At 35.9% G+C, this 15,206-nt stretch carries 15 protein-coding genes; 11 read left to right on the top strand and 4 right to left on the bottom strand.

Going from position 1 to position 15,206, the window contains the following annotated elements:
* Nucleotides 1-155: 155 nt before the first annotated feature.
* On the top strand, nt 156-1,370 hold the full coding sequence (locus CZ487_RS06690) for an EAL domain-containing protein (RefSeq protein WP_077211889.1): 1,215 nt from the start codon (nt 156-158) through the stop codon (nt 1,368-1,370).
* Between the two features lie 366 nt (nt 1,371-1,736).
* Here CZ487_RS06690 and fcl read toward each other — a convergent pair whose 3' ends face one another.
* On the bottom strand, nt 1,737-2,669 hold the full coding sequence (fcl, locus tag CZ487_RS06695; RefSeq protein WP_077211352.1) for a GDP-L-fucose synthase: 933 nt from the start codon (nt 2,667-2,669) through the stop codon (nt 1,737-1,739).
* Nucleotides 2,670-3,017: 348 nt separating this feature from the next.
* On the opposite strand from fcl, the gene gmd reads away from it, so the two are divergent.
* The 4 genes from gmd (at nt 3,018) to CZ487_RS06715 (ending at nt 7,278) form a co-directional block, all read left to right on the top strand.
* Nucleotides 3,018-4,127 (top strand): GDP-mannose 4,6-dehydratase, encoded by a 1,110-nt coding sequence (gmd, locus tag CZ487_RS06700; RefSeq protein WP_077211353.1) that lies wholly within the window; start codon nt 3,018-3,020, stop codon nt 4,125-4,127.
* A 66-nt stretch (nt 4,128-4,193) separates the two neighbouring features.
* Nucleotides 4,194-5,570, top strand: coding sequence for a sugar phosphate nucleotidyltransferase (locus tag CZ487_RS06705; RefSeq protein WP_077211354.1), 1,377 nt, complete (start codon nt 4,194-4,196; stop codon nt 5,568-5,570).
* A gap of 57 nt (nt 5,571-5,627) precedes the next feature.
* Nucleotides 5,628-6,491 (top strand): alpha-1,2-fucosyltransferase, encoded by an 864-nt coding sequence (locus tag CZ487_RS06710; protein ID WP_077211355.1) that lies wholly within the window; start codon nt 5,628-5,630, stop codon nt 6,489-6,491.
* Between the two features lie 544 nt (nt 6,492-7,035).
* Entirely contained in the window at nt 7,036-7,278 is a 243-nt protein-coding gene (locus CZ487_RS06715) for a hypothetical protein (RefSeq protein ID WP_077211356.1), read from the top strand.
* A gap of 40 nt (nt 7,279-7,318) precedes the next feature.
* Here the strand turns inward: CZ487_RS06715 and CZ487_RS06720 are convergent, their stop codons facing one another.
* Both CZ487_RS06720 and CZ487_RS06725 read right to left on the bottom strand, forming a co-directional pair.
* Entirely contained in the window at nt 7,319-7,561 is a 243-nt protein-coding gene (locus CZ487_RS06720) for a glutaredoxin family protein (RefSeq protein WP_077211357.1), read from the bottom strand.
* Between the two features lie 33 nt (nt 7,562-7,594).
* Complete coding sequence (locus CZ487_RS06725) at nt 7,595-8,551, bottom strand: MBL fold metallo-hydrolase (protein ID WP_077211358.1); 957 nt, start codon at nt 8,549-8,551, stop codon at nt 7,595-7,597.
* 181 nt (nt 8,552-8,732) lie between these two features.
* Here CZ487_RS06725 and CZ487_RS06730 point away from each other — a divergent pair, with 181 nt between their 5' ends.
* The 6 genes from CZ487_RS06730 (at nt 8,733) to CZ487_RS06755 (ending at nt 13,466) form a co-directional block, all read left to right on the top strand.
* A complete protein-coding gene (locus tag CZ487_RS06730; protein ID WP_077211359.1) occupies nt 8,733-8,969 on the top strand; it encodes a YkuJ family protein in 237 nt (78 codons plus the stop codon).
* 267 nt (nt 8,970-9,236) lie between these two features.
* Nucleotides 9,237-9,671 (top strand): cyclic-di-AMP-binding protein CbpB, encoded by a 435-nt coding sequence (cbpB, locus tag CZ487_RS06735; RefSeq protein ID WP_077211360.1) that lies wholly within the window; start codon nt 9,237-9,239, stop codon nt 9,669-9,671.
* A gap of 102 nt (nt 9,672-9,773) precedes the next feature.
* Nucleotides 9,774-10,664: a LysR family transcriptional regulator gene (locus tag CZ487_RS06740; RefSeq protein WP_077211361.1), complete on the top strand. Its 891-nt coding sequence runs from the start codon at nt 9,774-9,776 to the stop codon at nt 10,662-10,664.
* Nucleotides 10,665-10,779: 115 nt separating this feature from the next.
* Nucleotides 10,780-11,493: a 2,3,4,5-tetrahydropyridine-2,6-dicarboxylate N-acetyltransferase gene (gene dapD, locus CZ487_RS06745; protein ID WP_077211362.1), complete on the top strand. Its 714-nt coding sequence runs from the start codon at nt 10,780-10,782 to the stop codon at nt 11,491-11,493.
* Nucleotides 11,494-11,585: 92 nt separating this feature from the next.
* Nucleotides 11,586-12,707, top strand: coding sequence for an N-acetyldiaminopimelate deacetylase (locus CZ487_RS06750; RefSeq protein WP_077211363.1), 1,122 nt, complete (start codon nt 11,586-11,588; stop codon nt 12,705-12,707).
* A 99-nt stretch (nt 12,708-12,806) separates the two neighbouring features.
* Nucleotides 12,807-13,466 (top strand): potassium channel family protein, encoded by a 660-nt coding sequence (locus tag CZ487_RS06755; RefSeq protein ID WP_154676014.1) that lies wholly within the window; start codon nt 12,807-12,809, stop codon nt 13,464-13,466.
* A 69-nt stretch (nt 13,467-13,535) separates the two neighbouring features.
* Here the strand turns inward: CZ487_RS06755 and rnjA are convergent, their stop codons facing one another.
* Nucleotides 13,536-15,203, bottom strand: a complete 1,668-nt coding sequence (rnjA, locus tag CZ487_RS06760; RefSeq protein ID WP_077211365.1) for a ribonuclease J1 — start codon at nt 15,201-15,203, stop codon at nt 13,536-13,538.
* Nucleotides 15,204-15,206 lie beyond the last annotated feature (3 nt).

The raw sequence follows: 15,206 nt of genomic DNA on the forward strand, positions 1-15,206 counted from the left end.
TAATATTTGTATGAAAAATAAACAAAAAGTGATAAAATGTAAACGAAATTTACATAGCTATAACCATGTAAAATGGTTGAATTTTCAAATCCTCTTTAAGCATATGGCAGCCAGTTCCTTTTGTCGTGAAAGGAGGATATAAGGAGTGTATGAGTGTGGATGCATTGGATATCTTAACAGATTTAGATAATACAGTGCCTTTTTTTCAACCGATATTCAGTGCTGATGAACATCGTGTCATCGGTTATGAGATTTTAGGGAGATACAAAACCGAAGGAGAATATAAAAGCCTTGGTCCCTTTTTTCTGGACGAGAATATACCTGAAGAATACAGAATTGAAGTGGATAATCATATTCTAAAGAAGGCATTACAATTATGTCTTACCTTAGATAGCGATATCTTTATTTTTATAAATAGAGATGCAGATTTATTGATGCACGGAGATGAAGAGGAACTTCTTCAAATTCTTTTAGAATTCGAAGAAAAAGGGATTTCGATGAATCGTATTGTTCTTGAAATATCGGAAAGAAATTATCATGGGGATATTGAGCATTTAGATCATTTACTTAATTATTACCGTACGTATGGGATTAGAATTGCCGTAGATAAATTAGGAAATGACAGAAGCCACTTAGACAGAATTGGGCAAATTTCTCCCAATATCTTAAAAGTTGATTTGTTGGCTTTAAGGTCCACGAATACGTCCCCTGGTTTTCAAGATATTATTTATTCCTTGTCAATGCTTGCGAGAAAGATTGGAGCAACCCTGCTTTTTGAAAATATTGAAATGGTTTATCAGCTTGAGTATGCATGGAAAAATAGCGGACGCTATTACCAAGGTTTTTATTTGCATAAGCCAGTTCCGGATTTTGTTGATCGTGATATTCTAAAAGATCAATTGAAAAAAGAATGTCAGCATTTTATATCGAATGAAAAGAAGAAGCTTGAAGCCCTTTATGAAATTACGGAAAGCTTCCAATTGAAGATTTCAGAGCTACTACAGAAGTATCGAAGGTTGGATAGTTATGAAGTTTTACTAAATTCGCTAGTTAAGGACCTCGATCAAATGGCATTTAGAATGTATGTATGCGATGAGGATGGTTTTCAAGAATCACCTAATATCTTTAAGGGAAAAGATGGCTGGGTTATTCAGCCGGAGTATTTACAAAAGAATTGGAGCTGGCGTCCTTACTTCCTAGAGAATATTTTAAAAATGCGAAAAGAAAAGAAAGGAATACTATCTGACTTATACAGTGATATTGAAACAGGGGAGATAATTCGGACCTTTTCTTATCCTTTTAATGAGAAGCATTATTTATTCATTGATTTATCGTATGAATATTTATATGAACAAATAGGGCTGCTATAAATAAAGAGTTAAAAAGAAATCGTTTCCGATAAAATAGTTCCTTCTTTTCGGATTTATCAGGGAGAAGAAGTCACGCAATAAGGATAAAATCAAGGATTTAAATGTGAAAAAATCTCACTTTCTATTTGGAAAGTGAGATTTTTATTTGTATGAGTGAAATGAAATAAGAAACAAAACCTATCTCAAAGGAATAGTAGGAAGAAAAATCCCCTATAACATAAAATATAATCTGTTTTCCGTGATTTATGGAACGTCCACAGGGTTATCTAAAGTTAGTAAAAGTATACAAAAAAGGTAATGAAAGTGGGTCACTTAATCTCCAGCTCCCTAGTCGTTAACCGTTAAACTTTATAAGAAGAAGATTATTCATTTATGGTATTGACTAACGTACCAGTGATACACTTTTTCTATTCCTTCTTTTAAATTGGTGGAGGATGTCCACCCAGTACTTTTTAACAAACTTACATCAAGTAATTTTCTTGGTGTTCCATCCGGTTTAGTTAGATCATTGATAATATCACCATCATATCCAACCACATCTTTTATTATATTTGCTAGTTTACCAATTTCTAAATCTTTCCCTGTTCCAACATTTACATGCATTTCATTATTATAATTTTTCATGAGATGCACACAAGCATCCGCTAAATCATCAACAAATAAAAACTCTCTTTTTGGTTTTCCTGTCCCCCAAATCACTACTTGTTGATCTCCGTTGATTTTGGCTTCATGGAATTTTCTTATAAGTGCAGGCAGAACATGGGACGTTTTCAAATCAAAATTATCATTAATCCCATAGAGGTTTGTAGGCATGACTGAAATAAAGTTACATCCAAACTGTTTTCGGTAAAATTTGCATAATGCTATACCACTCAATTTTGCCATGGCATAGGCTTCATTAGTAGACTCCAACGGGCCTGTAAGTAAGTACTCTTCCTTAATTGGTTGTGCAGCCATCTTCGGATATATACAAGATGAGCCTAAAAATAATAGCTTCTTAACTTTATATTTGTAAGCATTGTGAATAACGTTTGCTTCGATCATAAGATTATTGTAGATAAACTCCGCTGGAAAAGTATCGTTAGCATAAATCCCTCCCACTTTTGCCGCAGCCAAAAATACAAACTCTGGTCTTTCTTCTTCAAAAAATTTCTCTACTTCATCTTGCCTTATTAAATTAAGTTCTTTTGAAGTCTTCGTGACAATATTCTTGTAACCAAGTTGATGTAGACGTCGAACAATTGCCGACCCTACCATACCGCTATGTCCAGCTACATAAATTTTACTGTCTAATTTCATTTTCCTCACCACCAGTCAAATTCATTTAATTCCTTATACCAATAAACTGGTTCTGTATTTTTGTACTTCAACTTTAAGCAATCTTTTTTCTCCATCGATCATTACCATAACTCGGTAAACCTGTTACATATTAAATTCTTTGATATTAATAAATTATATGAATAATCAGAACCTTTCTGCAGGCTTCATTAATATAAATACAAGATATTGTATGCAAAGAAAATTCAGCTGTTATTTCTAGAGTCTATATTTTATAGATTGTTGAAAATTAATAAATTCGCCCTACCTCTTCTTTTGAGTGAAACATAAGTTATTGATATACAATGTAAAACTAGTGAGGTTTATATCATGACAAAAGTAGCGTTAATTACAGGTATTACTGGTCAAGATGGGGCTTATCTTGCTCACCTTTTATTGAAAAAGGGCTATGTTGTACACGGTTTAAAAAGGAGAAGTTCACTATCCAATACTGAGAGAATTAGGGAACTAATAACGAAAAATAATTATTTAAATTTTCAATTACATGATGGCGATATGGCTGATTCTACCAACTTAGTACGCATTATTAAAAAGATTGAACCTGATGAAATTTACAATTTAGCTGCCATGAGCCATGTTCACGTAAGTTTTGAAACTCCAGAATATGCAGCGAATGTGGACGGGATAGGAACGTTACGAATTTTGGAAGCCGTAAGAATATTGGGATTAATCAAAAAAACAAAAATATATCAAGCTTCTACCTCAGAACTATATGGAAAGGTTCAAGAGGTACCTCAGAAGGAGAACACACCATTTTATCCAAGAAGCCCCTATGCTGTTGCAAAACTTTACGGCTATTGGATAACAGTAAACTATCGAGAAGCATATGAAATGTTTGCGTGTAACGGAATTTTATTTAATCATGAAAGTCCCATCAGAGGAGAAGAATTTGTTACTAAAAAGATAACCAAAAGTGCAGCAAGAATCGCGTTGGGTTTACAAGAAAAGCTCTATTTAGGAAATTTGAATGCTAAAAGGGATTGGGGTCATGCAAGAGATTATGCTGAGGCTATGTGGTTAATTCTTCAACAGAATAAACCAGATGATTATGTCATTTCAACCGGCATTACCACAGAGGTGAGAGAGTTTGTTAAGCTTTCATTTTCTCAACTAGGCATTGAAATAGAATTTAGAGGAGAAAAAGAAAACGAAAAAGGCTATGTGAGAGCTTGTCATGATTTAAACTACCAATTACCAATTGGCAAAGAAGTAGTAGTTGTAGATCCCCAATTATATAGACCAACAGAAGTAGATTTGTTAATCGGTGATAGTACAAAAGCCAAAAAGAAATTAGGGTGGTCACCTAAAATTAGTCTAAAAACGATAGTAAAAGAAATGATTGAACATGATTTAAAGGAAGCACGAAAAGAAAAAATCCTAGAGTCAGAAGGTTTTAGTCCTAATGTTTTTTTTGATTAAAAATAATCATGCCTAAGGTGAGAAAGTATAAGGTAATTTTTAAAAAAAGGAAAAAGGGGTAATCATTTGAAATTAATACTATTATCCGGAGGATCTGGTAAAAGACTTTGGCCGTTATCAAATGAATCAAGATCTAAACAATTTTTAAAACTTTTGAAGAATAAAGAGGGACAACCTGAATCTATGGTCCAAAGAGTTTGGGAACAGCTTCAGTCCAATAGTTTAAAAGACAAAACCTATATTACAACAAGTAAAACGCAAGTCGATATCATACAAAATCAGTTAGGGACAGATATACCATTAATTATCGAACCTCACAAAAGAGACACTTTTCCTGCTATAGCCTTATCCTGTTTATATTTATACTCAAAAGAAAAGATGCCTTTAAATGAAATAATTTGTGTACTGCCTGTTGATGCATATGTAGAAAATGAATACTTTGAAAAAATAAACCAATTAGATTCCATCGTTGAACAATCAAATTCAAATCTCGTCCTACTTGGGGCAACACCTACCTATCCATCAGAGAAGTATGGATATATTTTACCTGACAAAAAAGGAAAAAATAAAAAAAAACAACCTAATTATTTACCCGTAAGAAAGTTTATTGAAAAACCAAACGAAGCAACAGCCAAAAAATTAATTGAAGACGGTGCACTATGGAACTGTGGAGTTTTCGCTTTTAAACTTAGCTATATCATCTCTATAATCAAAGAAAATGGATGGCCAGCTAATTATGATCAGTTTTACGAGCTATACGGACAGTTACCCACTAGGAGCTTTGATTATGAAGTAGTTGAAAAGGAAAGTCAAGTCACTGTAGTACATTATAATGGTAATTGGAAGGATCTTGGGACTTGGAATACTCTAACAGAAGAAATGAATTCAAGCTTGTTAGGGAGAGGCATTGTAAGTGATGATTCATTAAATACCCATGTAATTAATGAATTAAATATCCCTGTTATCGCACAGGGGCTGACGAATCTTGTAATTGCATGTAGTTCAGATGGAATCTTAGTTTCGGACAAGTCTGCGAGTTCGAAAATTAAAGACTTAATTGCCCATTTCCAAGATAGACCGATGTTTGAAGAACGTCGCTGGGGTTACTACAGTGTACTAGATTACACCGAATATGAGAGTGGAGATAAAGTTTTAACTAAAAAAATTATCGTCAAACCTGGGAAGAATTTAAGTTATCAATATCATAATCATAGAATGGAAGTTTGGACAATTATAAAAGGGGAAGGAAAGTTCGTTCTCGACAATCAAATCTTTGATGTTCAACCGGGTGATGTTTTGGAAATTCCCATAGGATCAAAGCATGGTATTAAAGCTGTTACTGAGTTAGAGGTAATTGAAGTCCAACTAGGTAAGAAACTTGTTGAAGAAGACATAACTCGCCTTTTTATGACATGGGAAGAATTAGAGGATAATCTTCAATGAATAAGAAATTTTTATGCTCTTTCAAAAATTGGAAGTATGTTGTTGGAGGTGAGTTTTATGAAAAAACAAGTCATTGCTATGACAACTCTTGGTAAAAATGGAAGGTTTGGAAATCAAATTTTTCAGTATGCTTTCTTAAAAATATATGGAAAAGTTTTTGGATTAGAAGTACAGACACCTAGATGGATTGGCAATTATTTATTCAATGCAAGAGACCCGAAAGTCTCTAAAAGATACCCAACTGTTGTCGAAGATGAATTTAAAAACGAAGTTAAAAATATAGGGACAATCGACGAAAATGTATTTGAACATGAAGAACCCCCGTACACAAATGTTGATCTTTGGGGATATTTTCAATTTCATACAAGTCATATTTCATCATATAAAGATTATGTACGTTCCTTATTTACACCAGTACCATCGATTGAAAGCTTTTTGCAAAAGGGTATGACAAGGCTACGTTCAAAAGGTAAGACAATCATTGGGCTTCACCTTAGAAGAGGGGATTATCTACATTACAAAGATTCTGAACTGAGGGGATTTTTCTATGCAGCTCCTACTGAGTGGTACAAGGAATTATTAGAGCAAATCTGGCCTACGTTAGAAGAACCAGTTCTTTTTATTGCTAGCGATGATATAGATTCAGTAATACACGACTTCTCTGAATACAGCCCAATAACCTCAAACAATATCTTCGATCAGAGTGAAATGAATCAACTATTTCCAAATTGTAATTTTTACCCTGACTTTTACTTATTAAGTCAATGCGATGTTATGGCAATCTCTAATAGTAGTTTTTCATTTGCTGCAAGCATGCTAAATGTAAACGGGAAAAGTTTTTATCGACCCATATATAAAGCTAAAAGTTTAGTACCATATGATCCTTGGAGCTCACGGGTACTTTTATGGAGTCAACCTTAGCATATGATCCTTTTACTAGAGTTTTTAGGATAATGTATTCTTCCGAAGCTACTTTAAGGAGAACTTTAGATGTTTTATAGGAAATAAATAGAGTGGTTTAAGCTATTAGATAATCATGACATGACATGATCATGTAATGTTATTTGTTCGAACGGGACAAACTGTTTGATCTTGTCGATGTTAAGTTATTTACTTTGAATTAACCACCTGAGGAACATAAATTGTGAAACAAGATTCTTTTGGGTGCCACAGTGACAAATTCTAAGAAGGATAAATCAAGAAGGGTCAAGGAGACAGGTTCCTTGACCCTTCTTGATTTAGATAGACTGGCGGGACATAGGGGTAATAGATACGCCTTTCCTCTCATCTCCGAAATCTTTTTTTAATGTAGGGTAAGCTAATGCTTTGCATATAGTATCTCATTCCCATGAACAAACAGTTCTCTTATAATGTCCGGTGCTAACTGTTAAATTTAACAAGAATATTTACAAATGAATGTTGGAAAGGTAAGAGTAATACTTTCTTAAAGGTGGGGGGATTACCCATGAGTATGTTCATATTAACCTTGACATTCATTTGTATCGGAATACTTGTATTTTCTCTAGGATTTACACTGTCTGCAGCAAAGGGGCAAAAAGAGGTTAAGGGAGAATTAGATGCATCTATATCTTCCAATGTGAAGAGACATGTTTATATAAAAAACCCGGTTTTTTTAAGTTATGCCTTGGCCTTTTTGTTATGGTTTTTTGCGATCATATTTTTTGGTTTCTATACAGGCTGGTGGTGAAAAAGCTGGTGCCCCGGAAGGCACCAGCTTTTGCATTCAATCATATTTCAATCTTTAAAGCATCTTTTAATTTTTGAATGTCAAATCCTGTGATAATTGTATCCTCATCTATTACGATGGTGGGAGTGGAGTACGAATTATATTTCTTGATAAGATCATTTTTCGCATTTTGATCTTTCATAATATCTTTAATCTCGTAATTAAATCCGTATTCTGTTAAAAAGCGTTTTGTAATTTCACAGGGCGGGCAGTCCGGCTGTGAGTAAAGCGTGATTTTTGGCAAAGCTGTTTACCCCCAGTTCTATACATGTACAGATTATTTAGTACTTTTTTTATGTAGATATTCAATTAATCCCATAGCACAGACCTCCATGTCAAGTTTAATGACTTCATGAACTTCATGATGGTCTGGGACTCCAAGTTCCTGCAAATGTCTTTTTATTCTTTGTACAAGGCCATTTGTGGTTGCCTCGATTTGTTGTTCAATCGTATCTGCTTGTTGGTATCCTTCCTCAGCTTTATCCACGAATTGATCAAGCCAATAGGAGACCTGCTTGTAAACTTCATTCGGGTTTTTAGACATTCCATAGTGCCCGAAAAAGATATAATCTAATTGCAAACTTTTAAACAATTCCATAGATTGAAGCATCTTGTCAGGATCAAACTGGTTAGGAGATGTGGTTGGTAAGTAAAATTCAATCCCATCACGCAAAAGCGGCTGATACAAAATTCCTGAAGTGTCTCCAGTGAACATTCCATTTACACCGGAATGATGTATGCTAAAGTGATGGTTTGCATGACCCGGGGTATCGTAAAAAGTAAGCGTGCAATTTTCACTTATGGAAAAAGAATCCTTATCATGCATCACCATTAATCGTTCCTTAGGAATTGGAAGAATCGGATTAAACAAAGAGTCGAACTTTTCTCCATATACTGCTCTAGCTCCTGCAATCAATTTAGCAGGATCTGCTAAATGTCTTTCTCCTTTTGGGTGAACAATGACTTTTGCATTAGGGCACTCTTGTAGAAATAATCCCGCCCCTCCAGCATGATCAAGGTGAATATGTGTAACAATAATATACTTAATATCCTCTGGTGAAAAACCAAGCTCCGTTAATCCGCTTCGAATGTATGGGATAGAAGGACTAGCACTTGTCTCAATAATGGTCAATTCATCTTCAGCCAATACATATGTACCTGTACGTTGCTCTAACTGTAAATCATGGCCGTCTATTAAATAGATCTTTTCTAAGAGTTGTTCCACATTCTTCAAAAAAAATCCCCCTTTTTTCAGGTTTTTCTTGTGCAAAGCACTAACATTATTTTATGCTGTAAATATTGGCATGTAAAGCGGAGGTAAGAATTTTCTGAAATTAATCTAAATGGATAGAAACATGTCAAAAGAGAAACCTATGAGTAAATCAGCTTAGGTTTGTTTCGAAAGGAGAGGGAATATGTCACAGCTGCAAGGTATTATTACAAGATTAAAGAATCTCCAAGAGCAAGGAAGTAATGGCGAGCCTGCTCAGCGTTTTTTTGAAGTAAATGGAGAAAAAAAGTGTCAGGTTACATATCATCCGAAAACGGAGACGTACGAATTAGAAGTATACAATGAGAAGGAAAAGCCGAAGAGATATCAGTTTGATAATATCGATATGATTACTATTGAAATATTTGATTTAATCCAATAGGACTAAAGGCGAAGGTCATGATGCTGAATTCACATCCTCGAGGTGAAAGTATGATTCCAACAGTAAAGTGCCCGAACTGCTCATTTGAAGTTGAAATGAATCATGTATTAACGGCGCAATCGAACCAAAACGTGATTTATCAATGTCCAAAATGTCTTTATGAAAAAAGAAATATTGAAACAAGTAAAGGATAGGCAATCATACGCATCCCAAATGAAACTGTGATAGAATAAGATAGAATGAAAACATTAATGAGGGGTTTTCGCTATGATTAGTCTTCACAGTGGAGAATTTTTAGAGATGAATATTCGGGATTATATGATTCCTTCAGAACGGGTTGCTCATGTTCAAATTAAAAATAGCTTAGAGCATGCTTTATTGGTACTTACAAAAAGCGGTTACACAGCTATTCCTGTGCTTGATCCTCAATATAAATTACACGGATTAATCAGTACTCCGATTATAATGGAGGCTATACTTGGTCTTGAACGAATTGAATTCGAGAAGCTTGAGGAAAAGCCTGTTGAGGAAGTCATGAATAAGGATATCCCAAGAGTAACGCTAGACACTGGCGTGAAAGCATGTTTAGAATTGTTGATCAATCACCCATTTCTTTGTGTTGAAAGTAAGGAAGGCTATTTTGAGGGGATCCTTACAAGAAGGACGATATTGGAACAATTACACAAGAATTTTTCGTTATAATATTTACTGGGCCTCCTAATGAATAGGAGGCCGTAATTTTTTATTAATAATACAATTACAGGAATTAATTTTGCTGAAAAACTGTAAAAAGAAGGTGTGAATTTGTCAACACTATCTGCCTATCACCTCCTTTCTGTTTTAGCTTCAGAAATGAATATGCGCAGAGCAGCTGAAAGGTTGTTTGTATCACAGCCAGCTCTGTCACAGCGGCTGCAAAATATAGAGAATGAGTGGGGTACAAAGCTGTTTATTCGATCTCAAAAAGGCTTATCACTAACCCCAGCAGGAGAACTTGTTATAAAGTTTGTTAACGAAGTCCTCGATAAAGAAGAGAAAGTCAAAGAATCCATTAACGCCATGAATTCAGAAGTATACGGAACTCTAAGAATCGCGGTTGCTTCAATTGTCGGGCAGAATTGGCTGCCCCAAGTCTTAAAAAAATTTGTCAATCGCTATCCACATGCGAAGATCTCCTTGGTGACGGGCTGGAGCAGTGAAATTTTAAAAGCTCTATACGAGGACCAAGTACATATTGGGATTATTCGGGGGACACCAGACTGGAAAGGGATGAAAATTCATCTGTTTCAAGACAGCTTGTATCTAGTAGATAAAGAAATCACTTCACCTGAACAAGTGCTGGTGACCGATCGTCCTTTTATTCAATTCAAAAGTGATTCTAATTATTATCAAGAAATCCAAGATTGGTGGCATCGGCAATTCCAGACTCTTCCGAAAAGAACGATTGTTGTTGATCAAATCGAAACATGTAAACAGATGGCTTTTAACGGGATTGGATATGCGATTTTGCCAGCGATAACACTTCATGGCGGTGAACAGGATATCTTTAAAATTCCTTTGCTTGATGAAGATGGAAAACCACTGCATAGAGACACATGGCTTTTAGGGTATGAATCAGCTTTTCAGTTGAAGCAAGTGCAAGCTTTTGTCAGTATAATAAAAGAATTTTTACACGAGGAAAATAATGATATTTAGGCTTGTCTTCATTGCTTTTGTCTGTTAAAGTAGTGTTCGGGAATAACCCTATTTATAGGATTTTTCTGGAAAATATTGAGAACCTATACATAATTTCGCAGGGAGGAACAAAAGTATGAGCAAAATGATGGATGCTAACGAGATTATTTCGTTTATTGCGAATAGTAAAAAATCAACACCTGTAAAGGTATATGTTAAAGGGGACCTTGAAGGTATTGATTTTGGAGAGAATGCCAAAACTTTTATAACTGGAAATACTGGTGTGATTTTTGGTGAATGGAGTGAGGTTGGACCTGCGATTGAATCCAATAAAGAAAAAATTGAAGATTACGTAGTAGAAAATGATCGTCGAAATTCTGCAATTCCATTACTGGATATGAAAAACATTAATGCGCGTATTGAGCCAGGTGCGGTTATCCGTGACCAAGTAGAAATTGGAGACAATGTTGTTATTATGATGGGTGCATCTATTAACATTGGTTCCGTAATTGGCGATGGAACTATGATTGACATGAATGTTGTACTTGGAGGAAGAGCAACAGTCGGGAAAAACTGTCATATTGGTGCGGGGACGGTCTTAGCAGGTGTCATTGAGCCCCCTTCTGCAAAACCAGTTGTTGTAGAAGATGATGTCCTAATTGGTGCAAATGTAGTCGTTCTCGAAGGTGTTAAAATTGGAAAAGGAGCAAGAGTAGCAGCTGGTGCTATTGTAATAGAGGATGTCCCGCCTAATACACTAGTAGCAGGTGTACCTGCCCGTGTAATTAAAGAAATTGATGAGAAAACACTTTCGAAGACTGAAATTATGCAGGCCCTTCGTCAGATTTAGATTAGAGATGGTCAAGTTCAAGGCCTAATTGGACTAAAAGCGTGGATAGCTATCCACGCTTTCTTAATACGTTATTGTAAGGAGGCTGCAATTTGGAGTTTGTTCAAATAAGAAGAGATTTACATAAAATACCGGAATTAGGTTTTCAAGAACACAAAACACAGCGCTATTTATTAAATTATCTTCATTCTTTGCCACAGGAAAGGCTCGAAATCAAGACATGGAGAACAGGGATATTTGTTAAAATAAATGGTCTCAATCCTGTTAAAATAATTGGTTATCGTACAGATATAGATGGTCTTCCCATTGGCGAAGAAACCCAGCTGCCATTTGTATCAGAGCATCCAGGACAGATGCATGCATGCGGACATGACTTTCACATGAGTATTGCTCTAGGGGTGCTTACTCATTTTGTAAATAATCCCATCGATGATTCCTTACTTTTTATCTTTCAGCCTGCAGAAGAGGGACCAGGTGGAGCGCAGCCTATGCTCGAATCTGATATTATGAAGGCATGGAAGCCTGATATGATAATAGCCCTGCATATTGCACCAGAGTATCCAGTGGGATCTATTGCTGTTAAGGAAGGGTTATTGTTTGCTAACACATCTGAACTTTTCATTGATTTAAAAGGGAAAGGCGGCCATGCTGCATATCCTCATCAAACGAATGATATGGTCGTTGCTGCCAGCATGCTTGTTACACAGCTGCAATCCATTATATCAAGAAATGTCAATCCCCTTGACAGTGCTGTTATTACCATCGGAAAAATAACGAGCGGAACGGTTCAAAATATCATTGCTGAAAATGCGAGGTTAGAAGGTACCATCCGAACTCTTTCTGTCGAGTCAATGGATATGGTTAAAAACCGGATAACTGCCCTTGTTAAAGGGATTGAAGCAGGTTATAACTGTGAAGCTGCTATTGATTATGGAAGTATGTATCACCAAGTCTATAACGAAGAAAAATTAACGAGAGAATTTATGGGATTTGTAGAACAACAGACTGATATTGAGTTAATACACTGTGATAAAGCTATGACTGGTGAGGATTTTGGTTATATGCTTAAAGAAATTCCTGGATTTATGTTTTGGTTAGGAGTTGACTCAAGTTATGGTTTACACCACTCAAAACTTAACCCTAATGAAAATGCGATTGGCAAAGCTATAACAACAATAACAAAATATATCGAATACAAAGGAAGCCAGGCCTAGTTTCAAGGTCCTGGTTTTTTGTGTTTTCTTAGTCTGATGTATGTTCTACTATAGTTATATGGTAAAATGGAACATATTTTAACTTCCGGGGGAGTTTTTGTGAAAAAGGAATTTGCTGTAATTGGATTAGGGCGTTTCGGCGGCAGTATATGCCGTGAATTGGCCGAACAAGGAATGGAAGTTTTAGCAATCGATAATAATGAAGATCGTGTTAATGAATTTGCTATGATTGCTTCACATGCAGTGGTGGGTGATACAACTGATGAATCCGTTCTAAAAGGGCTGGGAATTCGAAACTTTGACCACGTGATCGTTGCTATTGGTGATGATATTCAGGCGAGTATTTTAACGACCTTAATTTTGAAAGAATTGGGAGTAAAACATATCACGGTAAAAGCACAGAATGATTATCATGAAAAAGTGTTGAAGAAAATTGGCGCGGATAGTGTAGTACATCCAGAAAGAGATATGGGCAAGAGAATTGCGCATAAAATGGTATCGAAAAGTATATTAGATTACTTGGAACTATCAGATGAGCACAGCATCGTTGAAATTGTCGCTAGTGAAAAATTATCTGGGAATACAATTATTGAATTGGACATACGTGCAAAATACGGTATTAATATTGTTGCCATTAAAAGAGGAAAAGATATAATTGTCTCACCAAACGCAAATGAGATTATTCATGCAAACGACATTTTAATTGTAATTGGGGCTGATTCAGATATAAATCGTTTTGAAAAGAAAGTTATGAGTTAACTTGATTAAGCATATATATAAAGAAGCACTCCTATATTCGGAGTGCTTCTTTGTTGAAGTATTAATTAATTAAACTTCCATAATGATCGGAAGGATCATTGGACGACGTTTCGTTTTCTCATATAAAAACGGTGAAAGAGTGTCTGTAATCTCATTCTTGATTTCAGACCATTGCGTGGTTTTTCGTTCCATCACCTTGTTCAAATGCTTTGAAATTAAGCTTTGTGCATCGCTTATTAAATCACCTGATTCGCGCATATATACGAAACCGCGTGATATGATATCAGGTCCTGCAGCGATTTTGAAGTCCTTCATATTGATGCTGACGACGACTACTACCAGGCCTTCTTCAGATAAAATACGACGATCACGTAATACGATATTTCCGATATCTCCGATGCCGCTTCCGTCAATATATACGTTGCCTGATGGGATTTTACCAGCTACTTGTGCGGTATCTTCACTTAAAGCAAGTACTTCACCATTGTCCATAATAAAACAGTTTTCTGGAGCAACTCCACAATCTGCCGCAAGTTTCATATGCATTTTTTGCATACGATATTCACCGTGGATTGGCATAAAGAATTTAGGCTTAATCAGACGAAGCATCAATTTTTGCTCCTCCTGGCCGCCGTGCCCTGAAGTATGGATATCACTTACTTTACCATGGATCACATCGGCCCCTGCTCTAAACAGCATATTAATTGTTCTGCTAACGCTGATTGTGTTGCCTGGAATAGGTGAAGATGAGAAAACGACAGTATCACCTGGGATTATTTGTATTTGACGATGTGTTCCGTTTGCAATCCGTGAAAGAGCAGCCATTGGTTCTCCTTGCGAACCTGTGCAAAGAATGGTAACTTGATTAACTGGAAGACGGTTAATTTGACCAGCATCAATAAATGTATCTTTTGGTGCCCTAATATATCCTAAGTCTTGTCCGATGGCGATGGCAGCTTCCATACTTCTGCCGAATACCGCAATTTTTCTGCCGTTTGCCACCGCTGCCTCTGTCACTTGCTGGAGACGGTGGATATTGGATGCAAAAGTTGCGAAGATAACCCGGCCGTCTACTTTTCTGAATATATCATGTATATTCTCTCCAACAATTCGTTCTGACATCGTGAAATTTGGGACTTCACTGTTCGTACTGTCAGATAATAAACATAGAACCCCTTCTTTACCGATCTCAGCCATTTTTGTTAGATTTGCAGGCTCTCCAACAGGGGTAAAATCAAACTTGAAATCACCTGTGTGAACTACTTGCCCTGGCGGCGTCTTCACGACAATCCCATAAGAGTCAGGAATGCTATGTGTAGTCCGAAAGAAAGTGACGGATGTTTTTCTGAATTTAATGATGTCATCTTCTTTAATTTCAATGAGCTTAGCCTGACGTAATAAACCATGTTCTTCTAATTTATTACGGATAAGTCCTAATGCCAATTTCCCTCCATAAACAGGAATATTGATTTGTTTTAATAAATAAGGTATTCCGCCAATATGATCCTCATGACCGTGAGTTACGAATAGCCCTTTTATTTTATCTTCATTTTTAACTAAGTAAGTATAATCAGGTATAACATAGTCAATTCCAAGCAGTTCATCCTCTGGAAATTTAATTCCAGCATCAATTAAGATGATTTCGTCTTGGAACTGTACTCCATACGTGTTCTTACCGATTTCACCCAAACCGCCAAGTGCAAAGACAGCAGTTTGGTCATTTTTGACAAATTTCATAAA

The sequence above is a fragment of the Robertmurraya dakarensis genome (assembly GCF_900156875.1).
Lineage (GTDB): Bacteria > Bacillota > Bacilli > Bacillales > Cytobacillaceae > Robertmurraya > Robertmurraya dakarensis.

Coding starts and splice junctions, on each gene's coding strand:
- fcl (WP_077211352.1), bottom strand. CDS start 2,669: ATGAAATTAGACAGTAAAATTTATGTAGCTGGACATAGCGGTATGGTA.
- gmd (WP_077211353.1), top strand. CDS start 3,018: ATGACAAAAGTAGCGTTAATTACAGGTATTACTGGTCAAGATGGGGCT.
- CZ487_RS06710 (WP_077211355.1), top strand. CDS start 5,628: ATGAAAAAACAAGTCATTGCTATGACAACTCTTGGTAAAAATGGAAGG.
- CZ487_RS06715 (WP_077211356.1), top strand. CDS start 7,036: ATGAGTATGTTCATATTAACCTTGACATTCATTTGTATCGGAATACTT.
- CZ487_RS06730 (WP_077211359.1), top strand. CDS start 8,733: ATGTCACAGCTGCAAGGTATTATTACAAGATTAAAGAATCTCCAAGAG.
- cbpB (WP_077211360.1), top strand. CDS start 9,237: ATGATTAGTCTTCACAGTGGAGAATTTTTAGAGATGAATATTCGGGAT.
- dapD (WP_077211362.1), top strand. CDS start 10,780: ATGAGCAAAATGATGGATGCTAACGAGATTATTTCGTTTATTGCGAAT.
- rnjA (WP_077211365.1), bottom strand. CDS start 15,203: ATGAAATTTGTCAAAAATGACCAAACTGCTGTCTTTGCACTTGGCGGT.